Origin of the sequence: Sodalis sp. C49 (assembly GCF_046352915.1) — a bacterium.
Lineage (GTDB): Bacteria > Pseudomonadota > Gammaproteobacteria > Enterobacterales > Enterobacteriaceae > Acerihabitans.
On the sequence record NZ_CP163303.1, the window covers coordinates 685,471 to 706,841 of the forward strand.

General features: G+C 61.4%; 23 protein-coding genes and 1 tRNA gene. 19 read left to right on the plus strand and 5 right to left on the minus strand.

Going from position 1 to position 21,371, the window contains the following annotated elements:
• Positions 1-151 precede the first annotated feature (151 nt).
• A complete protein-coding gene (locus tag ABUK12_RS03020; protein ID WP_410014892.1) occupies positions 152-1,411 on the minus strand; it encodes a tyrosine-type recombinase/integrase in 1,260 nt (419 codons plus the stop codon).
• Positions 1,412-1,572: 161 nt separating this feature from the next.
• A tRNA-Asn gene (locus ABUK12_RS03025) sits at positions 1,573-1,648 on the minus strand.
• Positions 1,649-2,054: 406 nt separating this feature from the next.
• On the opposite strand from ABUK12_RS03025, the gene nifH reads away from it, so the two are divergent.
• The 16 genes from nifH to nifM all read left to right on the plus strand — a co-directional run bounded on the left by nifH (position 2,055) and on the right by nifM (position 17,879).
• The gene (gene nifH / locus ABUK12_RS03030; protein ID WP_410014893.1) at positions 2,055-2,939 is read left to right on the plus strand and encodes a nitrogenase iron protein; all 885 of its coding nucleotides are present in this window, start codon (positions 2,055-2,057) and stop codon (positions 2,937-2,939) included.
• 75 nt (positions 2,940-3,014) lie between these two features.
• A complete protein-coding gene (gene nifD, locus ABUK12_RS03035; RefSeq protein ID WP_410014894.1) occupies positions 3,015-4,463 on the plus strand; it encodes a nitrogenase molybdenum-iron protein alpha chain in 1,449 nt (482 codons plus the stop codon).
• Between the two features lie 62 nt (positions 4,464-4,525).
• On the plus strand, positions 4,526-6,097 hold the full coding sequence (nifK, locus tag ABUK12_RS03040; RefSeq protein ID WP_410014895.1) for a nitrogenase molybdenum-iron protein subunit beta: 1,572 nt from the start codon (positions 4,526-4,528) through the stop codon (positions 6,095-6,097).
• A 48-nt stretch (positions 6,098-6,145) separates the two neighbouring features.
• A complete protein-coding gene (gene nifT / locus ABUK12_RS03045; protein ID WP_410014896.1) occupies positions 6,146-6,361 on the plus strand; it encodes a putative nitrogen fixation protein NifT in 216 nt (71 codons plus the stop codon).
• A 24-nt stretch (positions 6,362-6,385) separates the two neighbouring features.
• Complete coding sequence (locus ABUK12_RS03050) at positions 6,386-7,063, plus strand: NifB/NifX family molybdenum-iron cluster-binding protein (protein WP_410014897.1); 678 nt, start codon at positions 6,386-6,388, stop codon at positions 7,061-7,063.
• A 250-nt stretch (positions 7,064-7,313) separates the two neighbouring features.
• The gene (locus tag ABUK12_RS03055; RefSeq protein WP_410014898.1) at positions 7,314-8,930 is read left to right on the plus strand and encodes a carboxylesterase/lipase family protein; all 1,617 of its coding nucleotides are present in this window, start codon (positions 7,314-7,316) and stop codon (positions 8,928-8,930) included.
• Positions 8,931-9,093: 163 nt separating this feature from the next.
• The gene (gene nifE / locus ABUK12_RS03060; RefSeq protein ID WP_410014899.1) at positions 9,094-10,476 is read left to right on the plus strand and encodes a nitrogenase iron-molybdenum cofactor biosynthesis protein NifE; all 1,383 of its coding nucleotides are present in this window, start codon (positions 9,094-9,096) and stop codon (positions 10,474-10,476) included.
• A gap of 10 nt (positions 10,477-10,486) precedes the next feature.
• Positions 10,487-11,866, plus strand: coding sequence for a nitrogenase iron-molybdenum cofactor biosynthesis protein NifN (gene nifN / locus ABUK12_RS03065; RefSeq protein ID WP_410014900.1), 1,380 nt, complete (start codon positions 10,487-10,489; stop codon positions 11,864-11,866).
• Positions 11,863-12,318, plus strand: a complete 456-nt coding sequence (locus ABUK12_RS03070) for a NifB/NifX family molybdenum-iron cluster-binding protein (protein ID WP_410014901.1) — start codon at positions 11,863-11,865, stop codon at positions 12,316-12,318. The genes nifN and ABUK12_RS03070 overlap by 4 nt, the downstream gene beginning before the upstream one ends.
• A 170-nt stretch (positions 12,319-12,488) precedes the next feature.
• Complete coding sequence (locus ABUK12_RS03075) at positions 12,489-12,809, plus strand: hypothetical protein (RefSeq protein ID WP_410014902.1); 321 nt, start codon at positions 12,489-12,491, stop codon at positions 12,807-12,809.
• A 68-nt stretch (positions 12,810-12,877) separates the two neighbouring features.
• Positions 12,878-13,750: a Fe-S cluster assembly protein NifU gene (nifU, locus tag ABUK12_RS03080; RefSeq protein ID WP_410014903.1), complete on the plus strand. Its 873-nt coding sequence runs from the start codon at positions 12,878-12,880 to the stop codon at positions 13,748-13,750.
• A 9-nt stretch (positions 13,751-13,759) separates the two neighbouring features.
• Complete coding sequence (gene nifS / locus ABUK12_RS03085) at positions 13,760-14,968, plus strand: cysteine desulfurase NifS (protein WP_410014904.1); 1,209 nt, start codon at positions 13,760-13,762, stop codon at positions 14,966-14,968.
• Positions 14,969-14,986: 18 nt separating this feature from the next.
• Entirely contained in the window at positions 14,987-16,147 is a 1,161-nt protein-coding gene (gene nifV / locus ABUK12_RS03090; RefSeq protein WP_410014905.1) for a homocitrate synthase, read from the plus strand.
• A 1-nt stretch (position 16,148) separates the two neighbouring features.
• Positions 16,149-16,508, plus strand: coding sequence for a nitrogenase-stabilizing/protective protein NifW (locus ABUK12_RS03095; protein ID WP_410014906.1), 360 nt, complete (start codon positions 16,149-16,151; stop codon positions 16,506-16,508).
• On the plus strand, positions 16,505-16,948 hold the full coding sequence (locus ABUK12_RS03100) for a nitrogen fixation protein NifZ (protein ID WP_410014907.1): 444 nt from the start codon (positions 16,505-16,507) through the stop codon (positions 16,946-16,948). The genes ABUK12_RS03095 and ABUK12_RS03100 overlap by 4 nt, the downstream gene beginning before the upstream one ends.
• Positions 16,949-17,021: 73 nt before the next feature.
• Positions 17,022-17,879 (plus strand): nitrogen fixation protein NifM, encoded by an 858-nt coding sequence (nifM, locus tag ABUK12_RS03105; RefSeq protein ID WP_410014908.1) that lies wholly within the window; start codon positions 17,022-17,024, stop codon positions 17,877-17,879.
• A gap of 60 nt (positions 17,880-17,939) precedes the next feature.
• On the opposite strand, the gene ABUK12_RS03110 is transcribed toward nifM, so the two are convergent.
• Together ABUK12_RS03110 and ABUK12_RS03115 are read right to left on the minus strand one after the other, a co-directional pair.
• Complete coding sequence (locus ABUK12_RS03110) at positions 17,940-18,419, minus strand: LysR substrate-binding domain-containing protein (RefSeq protein ID WP_410014909.1); 480 nt, start codon at positions 18,417-18,419, stop codon at positions 17,940-17,942.
• A gap of 44 nt (positions 18,420-18,463) precedes the next feature.
• Positions 18,464-18,841, minus strand: a complete 378-nt coding sequence (locus tag ABUK12_RS03115) for a LysR family transcriptional regulator (protein ID WP_410014910.1) — start codon at positions 18,839-18,841, stop codon at positions 18,464-18,466.
• 106 nt (positions 18,842-18,947) lie between these two features.
• On the opposite strand from ABUK12_RS03115, the gene ABUK12_RS03120 reads away from it, so the two are divergent.
• The 3 genes from ABUK12_RS03120 to ABUK12_RS03130 all read left to right on the plus strand — a co-directional run bounded on the left by ABUK12_RS03120 (position 18,948) and on the right by ABUK12_RS03130 (position 20,777).
• Positions 18,948-19,607, plus strand: coding sequence for an O-methyltransferase (locus ABUK12_RS03120; protein ID WP_410014911.1), 660 nt, complete (start codon positions 18,948-18,950; stop codon positions 19,605-19,607).
• A gap of 73 nt (positions 19,608-19,680) precedes the next feature.
• A complete protein-coding gene (locus tag ABUK12_RS03125) occupies positions 19,681-20,304 on the plus strand; it encodes a pyridoxamine 5'-phosphate oxidase family protein (protein ID WP_410014912.1) in 624 nt (207 codons plus the stop codon).
• 149 nt (positions 20,305-20,453) lie between these two features.
• Positions 20,454-20,777 (plus strand): PTS sugar transporter subunit IIB, encoded by a 324-nt coding sequence (locus ABUK12_RS03130; RefSeq protein WP_410014913.1) that lies wholly within the window; start codon positions 20,454-20,456, stop codon positions 20,775-20,777.
• Here the strand turns inward: ABUK12_RS03130 and ABUK12_RS03135 are convergent.
• Positions 20,774-21,301 (minus strand): flavodoxin, encoded by a 528-nt coding sequence (locus tag ABUK12_RS03135; RefSeq protein WP_410014914.1) that lies wholly within the window; start codon positions 21,299-21,301, stop codon positions 20,774-20,776. The genes ABUK12_RS03130 and ABUK12_RS03135 overlap by 4 nt on opposite strands.
• Positions 21,302-21,371 lie beyond the last annotated feature (70 nt).

A 21,371-nucleotide genomic window follows, 5' to 3' on the forward strand; every position in this document is an offset into this window, starting at 1 on the left:
AAGAAGAAGTGGTGCCCGGACTCGAAATCGTCAGTAGAGAGAGCGAAAATACAAATGTAAATCCTGATAAACATAGAAAAAGCAGATCATTAATAGGTCGGATCTGCTTTTACTTTTCTCGTCAATTACGACCATTACTGATTAGGCAACCTTATGCTTTCTCCAATCTGCCCCAGACATAGGGTGGGACAAATGCATCCCGGCATGCATCCAGATAATCCGACCACCACTGCATCATGGCTTTGCGGGCATCAAGATGTTCCGCTTTGTGGATGTACGCCGCCCGCACGTTGTTGCGTTCCTGATGGCTCATCTGGCGTTCAACGGCATCCCGTGACCAAAGCTCTGATTCCATTAAGGCGCTACAGGCCATTGCCCGGAATCCGTGGCCACAGACATCAGTTTTCGTGTCGTAACCCATCAGCCGTAGTGCCTTGTTGACCGTGTTTTCACACATTGGCTTATATGAGTTATGGTCGCCGGGGAATACCAGTTCCAGATGCCCTGAGATTTCCTGTATCTGCCTCAGAATAGCAACAGCCTGCCGGGACAGCGGCACGATATGCTGTGTGCGCATTTTCGCGCCACGCCCGGAATAACGAACACCTACAATGGTTTCCCTTGAGGCGGGGATGGTCCAGATTTTGTTTCTGAAATCGATCTCGCGCCAGCGGGCGAAACGCAGTTCGCTGGAACGGATAAACAGATGCAGGGTCAATGTCACCGCCAGCCTTGTCAATTCTCGTCCCTGCTGATAGTTGTCGATGCGAGTAAGTAGTTCGGGCAGGTGTTCCAGCGGCAGGGCAGGATAGTGGTGTTTAACGGGCGGAGCCGTCACGCCTTCCAGATTCAGCGCCGGGTTGTGTTCCACCAGTCCTTGCTGCACTGCGTAACGCATGATGCTGCATAGGTGCTGTCGGGTGCGGGACGCGACTTCCAGCAGTCCCTTTTCCTCAATCCCTTTCAGCAGAGCGGTGAAATGTCGTGTTTTCAGTTCCGTTACCGGCAGATGCCCAATCACCGGGAAAATATGATTGTTCATGCTGGCAAGCAGGCGGGCGGCGTGGTTCTCCGACCAAGCTTTATTGCTTTTATGCCAGCCCAGCGCCACGGCTTTAAAATACGTTTCCGGTGAACAGACGGATTTTTCCGCGACACGCACTTGAGCCGGGTTGATATTCTGCGTTAGCAATTTTCGGATGCCGTCACGCTGTAGCCGGGCGTCGGCAAGGGATACCAGCGGATAAGCGCCTAAACCGAGACGGGATTCTTTGCCATTAATACGATACTTGAGATACCAGAGACGGGAGCCACCGGGATTGACCAACAGATACAACCCGTGTGAATCGGACAGTTTGAAAGGTTTTGCCAGGGATTTAATGCTGCGGATTTTCGTGTCGTTAAGAGACATATGGGGGTCACTCCATAATCGAACCAACCTGACCCCAAATCTGACCACCAATTTTTCCCGATGCAGAGGGAAAACTAAAAACGCATCGGGAAGATTTTTCACACTAACTTATTGAATCAAAATCACATAGGGATTCGCAAAGAGGCATGAAAACAAGAAATTGGCTCCTCTGACTGGACTCGAACCAGTGACATACGGATTAACAGTCCGCCGTTCTACCGACTGAACTACAGAGGAATCGCGAGAACGGGGCGAATACTAAAGGCGCCGGCCCGTTTTGTCAAAGTTCTTTTCAGCATTTCCCTCCGGATGGCCAGGAGATCGCCAGTTTGCTGATAATCCGCACAATTTTCGCTGATTCGCGGCAGCTTATCCGCTCGTTTATCGCGTGGGCGGCAAGAGGCGGGGCGTGTTTGTTCCCTTTAATGACGAAATGGCGAAGCCAACCTGGCGCGCGGCCGGCCGTTGTGCGCACCGGCTGTGTCTGCTTTATGACAAAAGGTTTGAACTTTGTTCATAACCCGGTGGCGATAAATCTTCTCATTAAAAAAATATTCTGCAATTTCATGGAGTTGAAATATGACGGCTTCTGGTACGTTCCCTGCTTAATAGAAAGGGTCAACCGACTAACAGGAGAATGCACATGGCTATCCGTCAATGCGCCATTTATGGCAAAGGTGGCATAGGTAAATCCACTACGACACAAAATCTCGTTGCCGCTCTGGCCGAGATTGGCAAAAAGGTGATGATTATCGGCTGCGATCCCAAAGCGGATTCCACCCGTCTGATCCTGCATGCCAAAGCACAGAACACCATTATGGAACTGGCCGCCGAAGTCGGCTCGGTAGAAGATCTGGAGCTGGAAGACGTTTTGCAAATCGGTTATCGCGGCGTGCGCTGCGCCGAATCAGGCGGCCCTGAGCCGGGCGTCGGCTGCGCCGGCCGCGGCGTTATCACCGCCATTAACTTCCTGGAGGAAGAGGGCGCGTACGAGGAAGATCTGGATTTTGTGTTTTACGATGTGCTGGGCGACGTGGTCTGCGGCGGGTTCGCCATGCCGATCCGCGAAAACAAGGCGCAGGAAATCTATATCGTCTGCTCCGGCGAAATGATGGCGATGTACGCCGCCAACAATATCTGCAAAGGCATCGTCAAATACGCCAAGTCCGGCAAGGTGCGCCTCGGCGGCCTGATCTGCAACTCGCGCCAGACCGATCGCGAAGACGAGCTGATCATGGCGCTGGCGGACAAGCTCGGTACGCAAATGATCCACTTCGTGCCGCGCCATAACATCGTGCAGCGGGCTGAAATCCGCCGTATGACGGTCATCGAATACGATCCAACCTGCGGCCAGGCCGAAGAGTACCGCACGCTTGCCCGCAAAATCGTCGACAACAAAAAAATGATAGTGCCCACCCCGGTCACCATGGACGAGCTGGAAGCACTGTTGATGGAATTTGGCATCATGGATGTGGAAGACGAAACCATCATCGGCAAAACCGCGGCGGAAGAAGCGCAGTCAGCCTGATCCGGCCGCGCGGGGCCCTGAGCCGGCAACGGCTGGCTTAGGTCACTATCCCATTTATTATGTAAGGACATCGCCATGACCGATATAACCGGCGAACAAACGCTGGCGCTGATTCAGGAAGTTCTGGAAGTCTTTCCTGAAAAAGCCCGCAAAGAGCGTGCCAAGCACTATATGCTGAGCGATCCGGAAATGGAAAGCGTTGGCAAATGCATTACTTCCAACCGTAAATCCCAGCCCGGCGTGATGACGGTGCGCGGCTGCGCCTACGCCGGCTCGAAAGGGGTGGTGTTCGGACCTATCAAGGACATGGCCCATATCTCCCATGGCCCCATCGGCTGCGGCCAGTATTCCCGCGCCGGCCGTCGCAACTACTATACCGGCGTCAGCGGCGTCAACGCCTTCGGCACCCTGAACTTTACCTCGGATTTCCAGGAAAAGGACATTGTGTTCGGCGGCGACAAAAAGCTGACCAAACTGATTGAAGAAATGGAAACCCTGTTCCCGTTGACCAAAGGCATCTCCATCCAGTCCGAGTGCCCGGTGGGCCTTATCGGCGACGATATCGAGGCGGTGGCGCGGGAAATGCAGAAAAAACTCGATAAACCGATCGTGCCGGTGCGGTGCGAAGGGTTCCGCGGGGTATCCCAGTCGCTGGGTCATCATATCGCCAACGACGTGGTGCGCGACTGGATTTTATCCAACCGCGATGACGAAGCGTTTGAAACCACCCCTTACGATATCGCCATTATCGGCGACTACAATATCGGCGGCGACGCCTGGGCCTCCAGGATCCTGCTGGAGGAAATCGGCCTGCGCGTGGTGGCGCAATGGTCCGGCGACGGCACCCTGGTGGAAATGGAAAATACCCCCAAGGTGAAGCTGAACCTGGTGCACTGCTATCGCTCCATGAACTACATCTCGCGCCATATGGAAGAAAAATACGGCATTCCCTGGATGGAATATAACTTCTTCGGCCCGACCAAAATTGCCGAGTCTTTGCGCAAAATCGCCGCGCTGTTCGACGAGACCATTCAGGCCAATACCGAGGCGGTTATCGCCAAATACCAGGCCCAGACCGACGCCATTATCGCTAAATTTCGCCCCAGGCTTACGGGCAAGCGCGTGCTGCTGTATCTCGGCGGTCTGCGCCCGCGCCATGTGATCGGCGCGTATGAGGATTTGGGGATGGAAATCATCGGCAGCGGCTATGAATTCGCCCATAACGATGACTATGACCGCACCTTGCCGGACCTGAAAAAAGGGACGCTATTGTTCGATGACGCCAGCAGTTACGAGCTGGAGGAAATCATCAAGGCGCTGAAACCGGATCTTATCGGCTCCGGCATCAAGGAAAAATACATCTTCCAGAAAATGGGTTTCCCGTTCCGCCAGATGCATTCCTGGGATTATTCCGGCCCTTATCACGGTTACGACGGTTTCGCCGTCTTCGCCCGCGATATGGACATGACCCTGAATAACCCGAGCTGGACCCAGTTGACCGCGCCCTGGCTGAAAACCGCCTGAGATTGTTTGCCTGAAGCCTGAACCCGTCAGTTCACAGATTTGTGGCGCGGGAGGAGAGAATCATGAGTCAGAGTGTAGAAAAAACCAAGGCCTGCTATCCGCTGTTCGAGCAAGCGGAATACCAGGCGCTGTTTACCAGCAAACGCGAGCTGGAAGAGGCCCACGGCGCAGCCCGGGTCAAGGAAGTCTTCGAGTGGACCACCACCCGGGAATACCAGGAGCTGAATTTTAAGCGCGAGGCGCTGACCATCGACCCCGCCAAGGCCTGCCAGCCGCTGGGCGCGGTGCTTTGTTCGCTCGGTTTCGCCAATACGCTGCCCTATGTGCACGGCTCGCAAGGCTGCGTGGCGTATTTCCGTACCTATTTCAACCGCCATTTTAAGGAACCCGTGGCCTGCGTGTCGGATTCGATGACCGAGGACGCGGCGGTGTTCGGCGGCAATAACAACCTGAACAACGGCCTGCAGAACGCCCATGCGCTGTATAAGCCGCAGGCTATCGCCGTCTCCACCACCTGCATGGCGGAGGTGATCGGCGACGACCTGAGCGCCTTTATCGCCAATGCCAAGAAAGACGGTTTTATCGACCCCGCGGTGCCGGTGCCTTATGCCCATACCCCGAGCTTTATCGGCAGCCATATCACCGGCTGGGATAATATGTTCGAGGGGTTTGCCCGCGAATATACCGATAAAACCGACGCCCGGGATTACCAGCCCGGCCGTAACGGCAAAATCAACCTGGTGACCGGTTTTGAAACCTATCTCGGCAATTTCCGGGTGCTGAAACGCATGATGGAGCAGATGGGCGTTGGCTACAGCCTGCTGTCCGATCCCTCCGAAGTGCTGGACACCCCGGCGGACGGTGAATACCGCATGTATGCCGGCGGCACTACCCAGGACGAAATGCGCGACGCGCCGAACGCCATCGATACCCTGCTGCTGCAACCCTGGCACCTGCTGAAAACCAAAAAAATGGTGCAGGAGAACTGGCAGCAGCCGGCCACGCCGGTGGATGTGCCGCTGGGACTGGAAGCCACCGACCGGCTGCTGATGACCGTAAGCCAGCTGACCGGCAAACCGATTCCGGACGCCCTGACGCTTGAGCGCGGCCGGCTGGTGGATATGATGCTCGACTCCCATACCTGGATCCACGGTAAAAGCTACGGCCTGTACGGCGATCCGGATTTTGTCATGGGCATGACCAAGTTCCTGCTGGAACTGGGCTGCGAACCGACGGTGATCCTGTGCCATAACGCCAATAAACGCTGGCAGAAAGAGCTGAAGAAGGTGCTGGCCGCGTCGCCTTACGGCCAGGAAAGCGAGGTGTATATCAACTGCGATCTGTGGCATTTCCGTTCGCTGATGTTTACCCGCAAACCGGATTTTATGATTGGCAATTCCTACGGCAAGTTTATCCAGCGCGATACCCTGGCGTTGGGGGAGCAGTTTGAAGTGCCGTTGATCCGCATCGGCTTCCCGATTTTCGACCGGCATCATCTGCATCGTATCGCCACCTGGGGCTACGAGGGCGCCATGACGGTATTGACCACCCTGGTCAACGCCACCCTGGAAAAACTGGACCGCGACACCATGAAAATCGGCAAGACCGATTATAACTTCGACCTGATCCGCTGACCGACCGGCCCAGGCGCGTCCTGGGCCGCCCTACGGGAGAAAGCCGCTATGCCGAGTGTGTTATTCAGTGAAAAAGGCGCCGACCTGTACTGCTATATCGCCAAACAGGATTTGGAGGCGCGGGTTGTGCGCATTGAATTTGACGATGCCGCCTGCTGGGGCGGCATGTTCGAGCTGGAGGGCGGCAAGTCGTATTACATCTTTCCACAGCCGGGGAAACCGCCGTTCCCGGTGCGTTTACGCGCCAGTAAAAATGCCGGATAACCCCATGGCCACAGGAGCCTACCGATGAATGTCGCAACCGACGATCCTTTATTCTGGCGTCTGTTCGCCCTGGCACAGACCCTGCCGCAGCTGCCGCCCCGGGAGATGATCCTCTGGCTGCAGAAGGCGTCCGGCCAGCCGTTGACGCCGGCGCGGCTGGCCCGGCTGAGCCTTGATCAACTGGCGCGGGCGTTTCCCGCCGGCGCCGGCCAGCCGACGGTGGCGCTGTGGCAACAGGTGATGTCCTGCCTGGCCGGAGAACTGCCGCAGCATCTGACCACCCAGCCGGAGCGGGCGGAGCCGTTGCAATTACGCGCCGCCTTCGCCTCCGGCGACGGCCTGGCGATCGACGGCCATTTCGGCCAGGCCAAGCTGTTTTTTATCTATGCTTTTGACGATCGGGGGCCTTACCTGCAACAGGTCAGGCGCTATCGCGACGATCCCGACGCGCTGGAGGAAGGCAACGAAGCGCGGGCGCGCATGTTAAGCGATTGTCATCTGCTGTTTTGCGAGGCGATAGGCGGCCCGGCCGCCGCTCGCGTGATCCGCAATAATATCCATCCCATCAAGATTAAGCCGCCGATGACCATTGAACAGCAATTACAGGCGTTGCGCGCCATGCTGGCGGGGCGTATCCCGCCCTGGTTGGCGAAACGCCTGGGAAAAACCCACCCTCTTGCGCAGCACCAGTTTTCGCTGTGACGTCCCGCGGGCTTGCCCCGGGGGTATAACAGGGGCGCGCGGGGCGCGGCGGCTCGCCGCCGCCCTGGCCAATCCCGTCGTCAGTCCGTTTAGGCGCCCCTGTGGGCGCCGTTTTTTTTATCCTGACGAAAGTAGGGTGAAAAGCGGCCATCCTTTAACGCGGCGGCTAATATAGTCAGGATGGGCGATTCAGCGCTGACGACGGTGATGGGCTGTTGTTCATGGTATCTGGCGATTAAGAGGCTAAGGGATGGTCGGTAAAAAAAGTAACGGCGCGTTTATCTGGCGGCGCGTCTGGCTGGCGTTGTTAGGGGGGATGCTGTGCGGCTGCATGGACATGCCGGGGAAAGTGCCCCAAATCGTCAACGATCCCGCCGCATCCGCAAGGATTGTTGCTACCGCGGACGGCCCGGTGCGGGGTGTCGTCTCGGCGCGCGGGCAAGCCTTCCTGGGGATTCCGTTCGCGGCGCCGCCCGTGGGGGAGCTGCGCTTCGCACCGCCGGCGCCGGCGATCCCCTGGCGCGGGGTGCGAAGCGCCGATCGCATCGGGCCGGCGTGTCCGCAGCCCGCCTTGCCGGTGGCCGGCAATAGCGCCGAGGATTGCCTGACGCTGAATATCTACGCGCCGCATAATGCCGGCAAGGGCGGGGTTTTCCCGGTGATGGTATGGATTTATGGCGGCGCGCTCGAACTGGGCTCCAACGGGCAATATGACCCCAGCGTACTGGCGGAACGGCAGGGCGTGATCGTCGTCGCGCCCAACTATCGCACCGGCGCGCTGGGCTTCCTGGCGCATCCGGCGCTGCGGGGCCCGGGGGAGGGAAATTATGGCGTGCTGGATCAGCAGGCCGCGCTGCGCTGGGTAAAGCGTAATATCGCCGCGTTCGGCGGCGATGCGGACAACGTCACTCTGTTCGGTGAATCCGCCGGGGCGCTCAGCACCTGCGTTCATCTCCTGTCGCCGGGATCGCGGGGGTTGTTCCAGCGGGCGATCCTGCAAAGCGACAGCTGCGCGCAGCCGGACACGTCATTACCGCGCGCGGAGGCGGAAGCCGGCGGGCTGATAATGGCGCGCGACCTCGGCTGCGGCGATGAGCGGACCGCGCTGGCGTGTTTGCGCCGCGTGCCGGCGAAAAAGCTTTACCAGGCGACCAGCCATCGGCGCGGCAATAGCGGCAGGGACGGCTGGGCGCCGATGACGGGAGGGGATGTGCTGCCTGAGCCGCCCTACCAGGCGTTTGCGGCGGGCAAGGGCGCACCGGTGCCGGTGCTGATGGGCAGCAACCGCGACGAAGGGCGGCTGTTCGCCAATTTCAAGGCGTTTACCTTTGCCATGAGTCACCGCCGGGGGTATGAGGACGCCGTCGCGCGCGCCTTGCCCGGCGATACCGCCCCCGTGCTGAAGACGTATGCGGACGTCGCCGCCCGGTCGTACTATCAGGCTTTCGCCGATATTGTCACGGACTCGCACTTCGCCTGTCCGATCCTGACGATGCACCGGCTGCTGGGCGGACGGGCGGCCTTCTACGCCTACGAGTTCGACGATCCCCACGCGCCGATGTCATTGCCGCGCGCGCCGTTTACCCCGGCCATGGGAGCCTATCATGCCGCGGAAATCGCCTATGTTTTCCAGCGGCCCTGGGCGCTGGCCGATCCGCGCGACTTCGATGCCCGGCAGCAGGACCTGGCCGCGCGTATTCAGCAGGCGTGGGGGACCTTCGCCCATACCGGCCAGCCCGCGGCTATGCCGGCCTGGCCGGTGTTCGACGGCGCGCGGCCCTATGCGCTTGCCGTACAGCATACCGGTTTTGTGGAGGACTTCGCCCTCAGGCATCGCTGCGCATTCTGGAACGCCAGGGGCTACTGAGGGCAGCTTATGTCGCCGGGCAGGTATTCCCCTGTCAGGCCGGTTGTCTGTTTTGTCGCGTTCACGACAATAAAAATTCTTTTCAAAACAGCGGGTAGCCGCTGGCCCGTGATTTGCAAACCAGAGTCATAGCAAGACTATTGCCGGTTACGGAGAGAACCTGATGAAAAATACTGATATCGCCGCCCTGTTCGTTGAGCCTGCCTGCGAGCATAACGGCAAGCATAAAACCGGGTGCAAACCGCCCAAGCCGGGATCCACCGCGGGCGGCTGCGCCTTTGACGGCGCGCAGATTACCCTGCTGCCGGTGGCGGACGTGGCGCATCTGGTGCACGGGCCGATTGGCTGCGCCGGCAGTTCCTGGGATAACCGGGGCAGCCGCAGCTCGGGACCGGCCCTTAACCGGCTGGGTTTCACCACCGATTTAAGCGAGCAGGATGTGATCATGGGACGCGGCGAGCGCCGGCTGTTCCACGCCGTGAAGCATATCGCCGAGCGCTACCACCCCGCGGCGGTCTTTATCTATAACACCTGCGTGCCGGCCATGGAGGGCGACGATATCGAGGCGGTGTGCCGCTCGGCCTCGGCGGCGGCCGGCATTCCGGTCGTGGCCGTCGACGCCGCCGGTTTTTACGGCAGCAAAAACCTGGGCAACCGCATCGCGGGCGATGTGATGCTGCGCCAGGTCGTAGGGCAACGCGAGCCCGCGCCCTGGCCGGCGGATTATCCGGTGCCCGCGGCGCGCGGCCATAACATCTGCCTTATCGGCGAATACAATATCGCCGGCGAGTTCTGGCAGGTGCTGCCGCTGCTTGATGAGCTGGGCGTGCGCGTCCTGTGCACGCTTTCCGGCGACGCGCGTTTCGCTGAAATCCAGACCATGCACCGCGCCGAGGCCAATATGCTGGTCTGCTCCCGCGCCCTGATTAACGTTGCGCGCAGGCTGGAGGAGCGGTACGACACGCCCTGGTTCGAGGGCAGCTTTTACGGCATGCGTGAAATGTCGGCCTCGCTGCGCCAGCTGGCGCAGCTGCTGGACGATGCGGATCTCACCGCGCGCACCGAGCTGCTAATCGCGCGCGAGGAGGCGGCGACCCAGCTGCGCCTTGAGCCCTGGCGCGACCGGCTGCGCGGCAAGCGGGTGTTGCTGTACACGGGCGGCGTGAAGTCCTGGTCGGTGGTCTCGGCATTGCAGGATTTGGGGCTGGACGTGGTGGCCACCGGCACGCGCAAATCCACCGAGGAGGACAAGGCGCGCATCCGCGCCCTGATGGGGGAGGACGCGCTGATGCTTGACGAGGGCAACCCGCGCCTGCTGCTGGATACCGCCTATCGTTTCCGCGCCGACATGATGATCGCCGGCGGCAGGAATATGTATACCGCCTATAAAGCCCGGCTGCCGTTCCTGGATATCAACCAGGAGCGCGAAGAGGCCTTCGCCGGCTACGGCGGCATGGTTAACCTGGCCGAGGCGGTGTGCCGCACGCTGGAAAGCCCGGTCTGGACGCAGGTTAACCAGCCGGCGCCCTGGCAGATAAAAGCCTGAGGAGAAGATCATGACGCACGTTGTCCGTTCGGTAAAACCGCTGGCCACCAGCCCGATCAAGAGCGGTCAGCCGCTGGGCGCCATCCTGGCCGCCATGGGGCTGGAAAGCTGTATCCCGCTGGTGCACGGCGCCCAGGGTTGCAGCGCTTTCGCCAAAGTGTTTTTTATCCAGCATTTCCACGAGCCGGTGCCGCTGCAATCCACCGCCATGGAGCCGATCACCACCATCATGGGCGCCGACGACAATATTTTTACCGCACTGGAGACCTTGTGCGAGCGCAATACGCCGCGCATTATCGTCCTGCTCAGCACCGGCCTGTCGGAAGCGCAGGGCAGCGATTTGGGGCGGGCGGTGGCGCTGTTTCGCGCAAGCCATCCCAAGCACCGGCAGGTCGGCATCCTGACCGTCAGCACGCCGGATTTTTACGGCTCGATGGAAAACGGCTATGCCGCGCTGCTGGAAAGCGTGGTGCAGCAGTGGGTGCCCGCTGAACCCGCGGCCGGAATCCGCGGTAAACGGGTGAATATTTTTCTGAGCCATATGTTTACCCCGGGCGATCAGGAGCTGATCCGCAGCTATGTCGAGGCTTTCGGCCTGCAGCCGGTGATCCTGCCCGACCTGACGCAGTCCATGGACGGACATCTGGCGGCGGGCGATTACAGCTCGCTGACCCAGGGCGGCACGCCGCTGCGCCTGATGGAACAGTTGGGACAAAGCGTCGCCACCTTTGTGATCGGCGTTTCGCTCACCCGCGTGGCCGCGCTGATTGAGCCGCGCGGACGCGGCATCTGCGTGCGTTTGCCGCATCTGATGACGCTTGCGCATATGGATGCGTTTATCGGACAACTGCACCAGATTTCCGGTCGCGAGGTGCCGGCCTGGATAGAGCGGCAGCGCGGGCAGATGCTGGACGCGATGATCGATTGCCACGGCGAGCTGCAGGGCGGGCGCATGGCGGTGGCCGCCGAGGCGGATTTGCTGCGCGGCTGGTGCGATTTCGCCGTCAGCCAGGGCATGAGCGTGGTGAACGCGGTGGCGCCGGTCAACCAGCCCGGGCTGGCCGCGCTGCCGGTGGAAAAAGTCATCATCGGCGATCTGGAGGATTTGGCGGATCTGCTGGCCGAGACCCCCGCCGACATGATTTTTGCCAACTCCCACGCCGCCTCCCTGGCTGAGCGCCTGGACATGCCGCTGGTGCGCACCGGTTTCCCCCTCTACGACCGCCTGGGCGAATTTCGCCGCACCCGGCAGGGGTATGCCGGCATCCGCGACACCCTGTTCGAACTGGGCAACCTGATGCGCCATCGCCATCATCATCAGCCGGTGTACCACTCGCCGCTGAAACAGCAATTTCCTGCCGTCTCACTTGCACAGGACGCCGGCGTATGAACAACTTCCAGCGCAATCTTACGGTGACCACCGCCTCCGACTGGGCGCTGCGGGTCGCGTTCGCCAGCACCGACCTGCACCAGGTCAACCAGCATTTCGGCTCGACGCCCCGGCTGGCCATTTACGGCGTCAAACCCGATCGGGTGACGCTGCTGCAGGTCACGGATTTTATCGTCCAGCCCGGACATGACCTGGATAAGCTGGGCTGTCGTATCGCGGCGCTGGAGGGGTGCCTCTCGCTGTACTGCGTGGCGGTGGGCGAAAGCGTGTTCCGGCAACTGCTGCGCGTCGGGGTACGGGCGGTGAGCGTGCCCGCCGCCACCTCCATCGTCCATCTGCTCACGGAAATCCAGCAAAACTGGGATGCGCCGACGGTACAGCGCCATCAGGAAAAACGCGATCCCAGGCGCTTCGAGCGTTTCCGGCAGGAGAGCCGCTGGGAAGAAGAATAGCGCGGGAACAGCGCTGATTTGTGTCAATTCCCTGACAAAACCGACAACCAACCCCGACATGTTCGGGGTTTTTAGTGCGCCGCGCGGCGCTATCTTATTGAAATATCGATAAAGATGTGACTGGCATCACATTTGCTCATGATTAAGTACCCCCCACGCGGAGCGACATCATGATTCAGATTGAAGCGGAAGCCTTGCAACAGCTGCTTTTATTGCGCCGGCAATTGGCCGCGCCCTGTGCCGGCCTGCGCCTTTGGCTTGAGGGCGATGCCTGCCAGGGCTGGCGGGTTTCCCTGGAGTGGAGCGCGGCGCAGCGGGAGGAGGAGTATCGCGTCGAGTATCAGGGATTGGTGCTGCTGGCGGCCGTTACGCACTGGCCCTATCTGCAGGGCGCGACGCTCGCGGCGGGCGCCCGGGACGGCGAGCCGGGACTCTGGATAGATCTTCAGGCGTCGGCCTGCCAGTGCGACCACCAGACCTGCGCATCATAACCGGCATTCAGCTAAGGCATTCACCCGGGGTATCGCCAAGCATCGCCCCGTGAACTGGAGAAAAATGTATGTGGAATTATTCAGAAAAAGTTAAAGATCATTTTTTTCATCCGCGCAATGCCAAAGTCGTCGAGCAGGCGAACGCCATAGGCGACGTCGGTTCGCTGAGCTGCGGCGACGCCCTGCGCCTGATGCTTCGCGTCGACCCCGAGACGGAAATTATCGAGGAGGCGGGTTTCCAGACCTTCGGCTGCGGCAGCGCCATCGCCTCTTCCTCGGCCCTGACCGAACTGATTATCGGCCGCACCCTGACGGACGCAGCGCAGTTGACCAATAAGCAGATTGCCGATTACCTCGACGGCCTGCCGCCGGAAAAAATGCACTGCTCGGTGATGGGGCAGGAAGCGCTGCGCGCCGCCATCGCCCAGTTCAGGGGCGAGGCGCCGGACGCCGATCACGAAGAAGGCGCGCTTATCTGCAAGTGTTTCGGCGTCGACGAAGGCCATATCCGCCGCGCGGTGCTGGAAAACGGCCTCACCACCCTTGAGGATGTGATCAACTACACCAAGGCCGGCGGCGGCTGTACCTCCTGCCATGAAAAAATCGAGCAGACCCTCGAGCAGATATTGAGCGCCAGGCCGGCAGTGGCGCAGGCCGTAGGCAAGCCCGCGCCGCAGCCGCAGCCCCGCGATGAAAACTGGCTGGCGGTGGAAGAGGTCATCGCCGGCCTGCGTCCGCACATCCAGGCCGACGGCGGCGATATGCGCCTGCTGAGCGTGAACGATAAACAGGTGACCGTCTCGCTGTCCGGCAGTTGCAGCGGTTGCATGATGACCGATATGACCCTGGCCTGGCTGCAGCAGAAGCTTATCGAACGCCTGGGCCGGTTTATGCACGTGGTGGCCGACCCGGCCACGGTCTCCACCAGCGAAGTTGAATGAGGTAAGCCGATGAAAGCTGTTTATCTGGATAATAACGCCACGACACGTCTGGACCCGATGGTCCTGGAAGCGATGATGCCGTTTCTCAGCGAACACTACGGCAATCCATCGTCGATCCATGATTTCGGCCAGCCCGCGGGCATTGCGCTGGCCAAGGCGCGGGAACAGGTGGCGAGCCTTTTGGGCGCGCGCCACGACAGTGAAATCATTTTTACCTCCTGCGCCACCGAGGCCACGTCCACCGCCATCCTGTCGGCGGTGGCGGCCTACCCTGAACGGCGGGAAATCATTACCAGCATTGTGGAACATCCCGCGACGCTTGCGGTATGCGAATACCTGGAACGGCAGGGCTACCTGATCCACCGCCTGCCGGTGGACGGCGAGGGCGCGCTGGATATGGCCGCCTACCGGGCGGCGCTCAGCGACCGCGTGGCGCTGGTTACCCTGATGTGGGCCAATAACGAAACCGGCGTGGTGTATCCGGTGGCGGCCATGGCCGAGCTTGCACATGAACAAGGGATACTGTTCCATTGCGACGCGGTGCAGGCGGTGGGTAAATTGCCGGTGGCCGTCGGCGCGAGCGCCATTGATATGCTGTCCTGCTCCGGCCATAAATTTCATGGTCCCAAGGGGATCGGCTGCCTCTATCTGCGCCGCGGCACCCGGTTCCGGCCGTTGCTGCGCGGCGGCCACCAGGAGCGCGGGCGGCGCGCCGGCACCGAGAACATTGCCGGCATTGTCGGCATGGGCGCGGCGGCGGCGCTGGCGGATATCCATTTGCCGATGATGGACAGCGAGATTGCCCGCATGCGTGATCGTCTGCAGGACGGCATTCTCGGCGCCGTCGGCCATACCCTGGTGATGGGCGGCGGGCAGCCGCGCACGCCGAACACGGTCAATATCGCCTTCGAATATATCGAGGGCGAGGCCATCCTGCTGTTGCTAAACCATGTCGGCATCGCCGCCTCCAGCGGCAGCGCCTGTACGTCCGGTTCCCTGGAGCCGTCCCATGTGATGCGCGCCATGGGCATTCCGTATACCGCCGCCCACGGCACCATCCGTTTTTCGCTATCCCGCTATACCCGCGAAAAAGAGATTGAGTATGTCATTGAGCAATTGCCGCCGATCATAGCCCAATTGCGCGCCTTATCGCCGTACTGGCAGGGCGATCGTCCGCTGGCGGTGGAAAACGCCGCCTTTGCGCCGACCTATGGTTAACCCGGGGGAGCCAGGCCGATGACCGCTATCGTGATTAACGACACTACGCTGCGCGACGGCGAACAAAGCCCCGGCGTGGCGTTCAGCGCCGGGGAAAAGGTCGCCATCGCCCGCGCCCTGACCGGGGCCGGGGCGGGCGAGCTGGAGGTCGGCACGCCGGCGATGGGCGATGAAGAATGCCGGCGCATCGCGCTGGTGCGCCGGGCGCTGCCGCGGCAGACCTTGATGTCCTGGTGCCGGTTGAACCGCCATGATATCCGGCTGTCGGCGGACCTGGGGCTGGACTGGGTGGATATATCGCTGCCGGCGTCCGGGCCGATGCGTGCTTACAAGCTGCATATGGGCTGGCCGCAGCTGGCGCGGGAGCTGTCCGGCCATATTGCCTACGCGCGAACTTTGGGGCTGCGGGTCAGCGTCGGCTGCGAGGACGCCTCGCGCGCCAGCGACGAGGAACTGCGTCAGATAGCCCTGGTGGCCGGCGACGCCGGCGCGCTGCGGCTGCGCTTTGCCGACACGCTGGGCGTGCTCGATCCCTTCGTCACCTTTGAACGCATCACGGCGTTACGCTGTCACTGGCACGGCGAAACCGAAATGCACGCCCATAACGACCTGGGGCTGGCGACCGCCAACACCCTGGCGGCGGTGCGGGCCGGGGCGACCCATGTCAATACCACGGTCTCGGGGCTGGGCGAGCGCGCGGGCAACGCCGCGCTTGAAAGCGTGGCGATGGCGCTGGAAGCCTGCCTGCAGGTCGACACCGGTATCCGGCTCGACCATCTGCCCGGCTTATGCGCGCAGGTGGCGCAGGCGGCGCGGCGCCCGATCGACCCCCAGCAACCGCTGGTGGGGGAACAGGTGTTTACCCATGAATCGGGTATCCACGTGGCCGGGTTGCTGAAAAATCCCGCCTGCTATCAAAGCATCGATCCGGCCCGGCTGGGGCGCGGCCACCGCCTGGTGCTGGGCAAGCATTCAGGGCGGCACGCGGTCGAGCGTATCTACGGCGAGCTGGGATACCGGCTTACCGGCGGCCAGGTGGAGCAACTGCTGCACGCTTTGCGCACGCGCGCCGAGGAGTGGAAGCAGATTCCAAGCGACGAGCGGCTGCGCGATCTTTACAGCGAATTATTCGCTTTGCACGGACCGGACTTCGGTTTGGCCCGTTGCGCGGGAGGCTAGAATGGAGTGGTTTAGCACATTACCCGGCGTTGATGAGCTGGAATCCGCCGAGGCGTTTTTCGCTTATTTCGAGCTGCCCTGCGACCCGGCGGTGATCCGCGCGAAACGCCTGCATATCATGCATGATTTCCACCAGCGCCTGGCGGGGGTGATAAGCCTGCCGCTGGCCGATCTGCCGCCGGGGGACGCCGGTGAACTGCGCAGAAACAAGGCGTACTGGTCGCTGGCCAGGAGCCTGCTGAACGACAGCTACCGGCACTTTCTGCAAGGCGAGGTGGCGGCGCAGTCGGGGCTATCGGTGTATCAACGCCACAAACGGTGTTTTATCCCCTGGAGCGGATTAATGGAGGTGCATCCTTGAAACCGACCTATGACTTTGGCGATCGGGTACGGGTTATCCGATCGCTGCGCAATGACGGCACCTTTCCCGGCAAGGCCCGGGGCGAGAAGCTGGTCCGCAAGGGCAGTATTGGCTACGTGCGGGAATGGGGCACGTTTTTACAGGATGAGATTATCTACCAGGTGCATTTCGTCGCGGAGGACTGCATCGTGGGCTGTCGCGAGCATGAGCTGATTTCAGGCTCGGCCCCCTGGATTGCCGGGCAATTCCAGTTTGGCGACTGGGTGAGCGCCGCGCTGCCGCTGGCGATTAACGGCGATCCGGTGGTGACGGAGGGCCAGGTGGGCCAGATTATGGATGAAATCCGCGATGTCCAGCCCATGGCCTATGTGGTGCTGTTCGAAGGCAGGTTGTTCCGGGTGCCGGAGGTGGCGCTGACCCCCCGGGTCTGCGAAAGCTGAGCCAGGCTCCTGGCGGCGCCACGGCGGCGCAGGACGCGCCGCGGGCAAACGCATCAACCCACAGGAAACCCTAATGGAAACATGGCAGGTATTTTCCCGCTTAAAGCTGGCGCTGGCATTGTATCAAACGCCGCCGTGGCTATTAACCGCCGAACAGCTGACGGAGTTCGAACCACGCTATGCCCGCCAGCTGCGGCTTGAAAGCCGGGTGGTGGACCAGGCCGGGGCGCTTGGGCTGCGCGCCACGGAAAACGATATCCGCGCGGCGGTGGCCGATCTCGATCGGCGCCTGCCGGATGCCGCGCTGCAGCCGCGGCAATTGGCGGCCATAGGGCTGGACGCCAGGGGCCTCTATGAGGCCATGACCCATGAAGTCCTGCTGGACAAGGTCCTTGAACACGTGGCGCAGCAGGCTCCGGCGCCCTCGGCGGCGGACGTGGCGCAGTGGTACGCTGCCCATCGGGACAACTTTATGCGTCCGGAGCAGCGCGCATGCAGTCATATACTGCTGACGGTGGATGAAGAGCAGCCGGGCTGCCAGCCGGACCAGGCGGCGCGGCGCATCGCTATCCTGCACCGGCGCCTGCGCCGCGACGCGCGCGACTTCGCCGTGCTGGCGCAGCGTCATTCGCAATGTCCCACCGCCCTTGACGGCGGCAACCTGGGCTGGGTCAGCCGCGGCCTGTTGTATGCTTCCCTTGATGAAACCCTATTTGCCCTGCCGGCGCGGCATATCAGTGACGTTGTCACAAGCCCCATGGGGCTGCATATCCTTTACTGCCGGGATATCCGCCCGGCCGCGCCGATACCGCAGGACGAGGCCATGAATGCCGTTGAAACCCGGCTCCGCGCCAAAGCGCGTCAGGCTTACCAGCGCCAGTGGCTGGAAACGCTGGCGCGGGACGGCCGCCCGCCAGCGGCGGCGCGCTAAGCCGGCAGGGCGGGCCGGCAACTAGACGATGGCCGGCAAGGAGGTACGCGTGGCACGGCGTTATGGCTGTGTCGCCTCCGGCGGTCTGGATCGCGCGCCTGCGACATACTCCCGCGCTGCGGTTTCCAGCCACCGGCAAAAAATGTCGGCCTTGCGGTTTTGCTTTTGGCGACGCAGGGCCACATAGCCGAGACCGCTGTCGATAAAGCCGAAGGGGGCGATCAATCGTCCCGCCGCCACATCTTCCGCCACCAGCGGCCAGGGGGATATCGATACGCCCAGCCCCGCGATAGCCGCTTCCAGCATAAAATAAAAATGCTCGAACTCGGCCGCGCCTTCACCGGCCGCGGCGATGCCCGAGCGCGCGCTCCAGTCAGACCAGGCGTTGCGCCGGGAAACCGTGTGCAACAGCGCCGCCGGCCATGGCTTTCCGGCGGCAAGCCGGATTGACGGCGCATGGACCGGGCCGAATTTCTCGCTGAACAAGGGGATGACGTCGACGCCCGGCGGCCAGGGCGCGCGGCCCACCCTGATCGCCACGTCGACATTATCCCCGATGGGATCCGCCGAGGTGCCCGCCGAGTTCAGGCTACCTCGACCCGGGGATGATGCGCGTTAAAGTGATGCAGGCGCGGTATCAGCCAGCGCATGGTAAAGGTGCCGGGACATGAAACGTCAAGCGTGCCCTCATCGGTATCCGCAATCTGCCGCACGGCCAGATCCACCTGATCAAAGGCGCAGGTCAAGGCCGGCAATAGCCGGTATCCCGCCTCCGTCAGCGTCGGCGCATGTTTCGGGCCGGCGAACAGGGCGACGCCAAGCCAGTTTTCCAGCTGTTTAACCTGCCTGCTGACGGCGCCGTGCGTGACGCACAGCTCCTCAGCCGCCAATTTCATCAGTCCCAGCCGCCCGGCCGCTTCAAAGGCCTTGAGCGCGTTCAGTGAGGGGATGCGGCGTCTCATGGTGATTTTTTCTCACTTAGCTTGTCAGCAAAAGTCGATTAACAGCCATCTAATCAGGAAGTAGGGTGGTATGCAAAAGAAAGGTGCAATGACAACAGGAGGCCGTATGCAACAACAAATGTGCCAGGCAGTGGATGATTATCTTAACCGCCTGCTGGTCCCGGAAGATCCGATCCTGCGGCGGGTCGCGGCGGCAAACCGCCGGGCGGGCCTGCCGCCCCATGATGTCGCCCCTAACCAGGGCAAACTGCTGTTTATATTTGCCCGCATGGTCAGGGCGCGGCGGATTCTTGAAATCGGCACGCTGGGCGGGTACAGCACCCTTTGGCTGGCAAGGGCGCTGCCTGAGGACGGCGAGCTGATAACGCTGGAATGCCAGGAAAAACATGCGGCCGTCGCGCGCGACAATCTCAAGCGCGCCGGCCTTGGCGCACGGGTCAGCCTGCGGGTGGGGCCGGCGCTGGCGACGCTTGCGGCCTGGGATGACATGGCCCCTTTCAACCTGATTTTTATCGACGCCGATAAGGTGAATAATACGGCTTACCTGGATTGGTCGCTGCGTCTGTCCCATCCCGGCACGGTCATTATCGCCGATAATGTGATCCGCGGCGGCGCCATACTGGACAGCGCCAGCCAGGATGCGAGCGTGATCGGCGTGCGGCGCTTTTTTGCCGCCTTGTCTGCTAATATCAAGCTGACGTCGACAGCCCTGCAAACCGTGGGATGCAAAGGATGGGACGGGCTTTCCCTCTCCATCGTCAATTAAGCCCTCAGGGTCCCGGGCCAGGTATGGATGACGCTTTTACCGCTGCGCCCGCATTATCCCGCAGGAGAAACCTATGCCACAAGATGACTTTCGCCTCACCACGGCTGCACAGCTGGAGGCGATATACGGCGCGGTAGCGCCCCCCTCGATTGTCAAGGAAACGGATTATCTTCATCCGGCCTACCGGCCGTTTATCGAAGCCGCGCCGTTCGCGGTGCTGGCAACGGCGGGCGGCAGCGGCCTGGATGCGTCGCCGCGCGGCGATCCGGCCGGATTTGTTCATATCGAGGACAGCCGCACGCTGCTCTTGCCCGACCGGCGCGGCAATAACCGCATCGATAGCCTCAGGAACATCGTCGAGGACCCGCGCGTCGCGTTATTATTCCTGATCCCGGGCATCGGCGAAACGCTGCGGGTCAACGGCACGGCCGACATCAGCGTTGAACCGGCGCTGCTGGCGCGTTTCGCCATGGCGGGCAACCCGCCGCGCACGGTGCTGCGCATCAGGGTGCAAAGCGTTTTCTTCCAATGCAGCCGCGCCGTTATCCGCGCGCGCCTGTGGGATCCCGCCACGCAAATCGCGCGCGACAGGCTGCCCAGCGCGGGGGCGGTGCTGAAAGCGATTTCCAACGCCGGCATTGATGGCGACGCCTACGACCAGGCCTTGCCGGACCGGCTGAAAAAGACGCTTTACTGAACCAGCCGCACACGGGACGTAGCGGCCGGCACGCCGCCCGGCGGGCGTTGATCCGGGATTAACCCGAAGTGTAATTCGGGATATGAGGCACAATTTTTCCCGGTCGCCGGTGCATACTAGGCTTAACCTCATAAAGACAAGGGTTAAGCATGAAAAAAATCCTCTTATGCTGCGTTTCCGGCACCTCCTCGTCGGTGCTGGCCCGCAGGATGCAGGCGCTGGCCGCGGCCAAGGGCCTTGCTGTCCAGGTCAGCTTTGTCGATCTGGAGCATATCGGCGATACCTGCGCCGACTACGACTGCCTGCTGCTGGGGCCGCATATTCAGTACAAACTGAATGAAATCGTCGGCATCTACAACTCGCCGTCCAAGCCCGTCGCCATTATCCGCAGCATTGACTACGGCATGATGGACGTGGAGAAAATCCTGCACGACGCCCTGGTGATGCTGGACGAGTCGACCCCGGCGGTCTAGAGCGCGGCTTTCACCAGGCTGACCCAGGTTGCCACCCGATCGGCGCTCAGGTCGGCCTGGTTATCCTGGTCCAGCGCCAGTCCGACGAATTCGTCGCCTTCCAGCGCCGCCGACGCGCTGAAGACATAGCCTTCCCGAGGCCAGGCGCCGACGACGTTGGCGCCCGCGTCCGAGACGATATCGTAAAGTTCACCCATGGCGCTGACGAAATTATCCGGATAGGCCTCCTGGTCGCCCAGGCCGAACAGCGCCACGGTTTTGCCGCTTAAATCCGCCTGCGCCAGGGTATCGGCGAATTCCGCCCAGGATTCGCTCTGGCATTCCGCGTCCAGGCCCGGCAACTGGCCGTCGGCCAGCGTCGGCGTGCCGAGGATCAGTACCGGGTAGGCGAGCAGATCCTCAAGGGTGGCGCGGTTGATGTTTTTCGGTTCGTCCGCCTCGCCGTCAAACTGCTGATGGATCAGCTTGGCGATCTTGCGGGTTTTGCCGGTGTCAGTACCAAAAAAAATGCCGATCTTAGCCATAAGAATGTTCCCCAATTGTTAACTTTGCCAAAAAAAGCCCTGGCCGGATAATCCGCGCCCCGACGCACCC

Coding starts and splice junctions, on each gene's coding strand:
- ABUK12_RS03020 (WP_410014892.1), bottom strand. CDS start 1,411: ATGTCTCTTAACGACACGAAAATCCGCAGCATTAAATCCCTGGCAAAA.
- nifH (WP_410014893.1), top strand. CDS start 2,055: ATGGCTATCCGTCAATGCGCCATTTATGGCAAAGGTGGCATAGGTAAA.
- nifD (WP_410014894.1), top strand. CDS start 3,015: ATGACCGATATAACCGGCGAACAAACGCTGGCGCTGATTCAGGAAGTT.
- nifK (WP_410014895.1), top strand. CDS start 4,526: ATGAGTCAGAGTGTAGAAAAAACCAAGGCCTGCTATCCGCTGTTCGAG.
- nifT (WP_410014896.1), top strand. CDS start 6,146: ATGCCGAGTGTGTTATTCAGTGAAAAAGGCGCCGACCTGTACTGCTAT.
- ABUK12_RS03050 (WP_410014897.1), top strand. CDS start 6,386: ATGAATGTCGCAACCGACGATCCTTTATTCTGGCGTCTGTTCGCCCTG.
- ABUK12_RS03055 (WP_410014898.1), top strand. CDS start 7,314: ATGGTCGGTAAAAAAAGTAACGGCGCGTTTATCTGGCGGCGCGTCTGG.
- nifE (WP_410014899.1), top strand. CDS start 9,094: ATGAAAAATACTGATATCGCCGCCCTGTTCGTTGAGCCTGCCTGCGAG.
- nifN (WP_410014900.1), top strand. CDS start 10,487: ATGACGCACGTTGTCCGTTCGGTAAAACCGCTGGCCACCAGCCCGATC.
- ABUK12_RS03070 (WP_410014901.1), top strand. CDS start 11,863: ATGAACAACTTCCAGCGCAATCTTACGGTGACCACCGCCTCCGACTGG.
- ABUK12_RS03075 (WP_410014902.1), top strand. CDS start 12,489: ATGATTCAGATTGAAGCGGAAGCCTTGCAACAGCTGCTTTTATTGCGC.
- nifU (WP_410014903.1), top strand. CDS start 12,878: ATGTGGAATTATTCAGAAAAAGTTAAAGATCATTTTTTTCATCCGCGC.
- nifS (WP_410014904.1), top strand. CDS start 13,760: ATGAAAGCTGTTTATCTGGATAATAACGCCACGACACGTCTGGACCCG.
- nifV (WP_410014905.1), top strand. CDS start 14,987: ATGACCGCTATCGTGATTAACGACACTACGCTGCGCGACGGCGAACAA.
- ABUK12_RS03095 (WP_410014906.1), top strand. CDS start 16,149: ATGGAGTGGTTTAGCACATTACCCGGCGTTGATGAGCTGGAATCCGCC.
- nifM (WP_410014908.1), top strand. CDS start 17,022: ATGGAAACATGGCAGGTATTTTCCCGCTTAAAGCTGGCGCTGGCATTG.
- ABUK12_RS03115 (WP_410014910.1), bottom strand. CDS start 18,841: ATGAGACGCCGCATCCCCTCACTGAACGCGCTCAAGGCCTTTGAAGCG.
- ABUK12_RS03120 (WP_410014911.1), top strand. CDS start 18,948: ATGCAACAACAAATGTGCCAGGCAGTGGATGATTATCTTAACCGCCTG.
- ABUK12_RS03125 (WP_410014912.1), top strand. CDS start 19,681: ATGCCACAAGATGACTTTCGCCTCACCACGGCTGCACAGCTGGAGGCG.
- ABUK12_RS03130 (WP_410014913.1), top strand. CDS start 20,454: ATGAAAAAAATCCTCTTATGCTGCGTTTCCGGCACCTCCTCGTCGGTG.
- ABUK12_RS03135 (WP_410014914.1), bottom strand. CDS start 21,301: ATGGCTAAGATCGGCATTTTTTTTGGTACTGACACCGGCAAAACCCGC.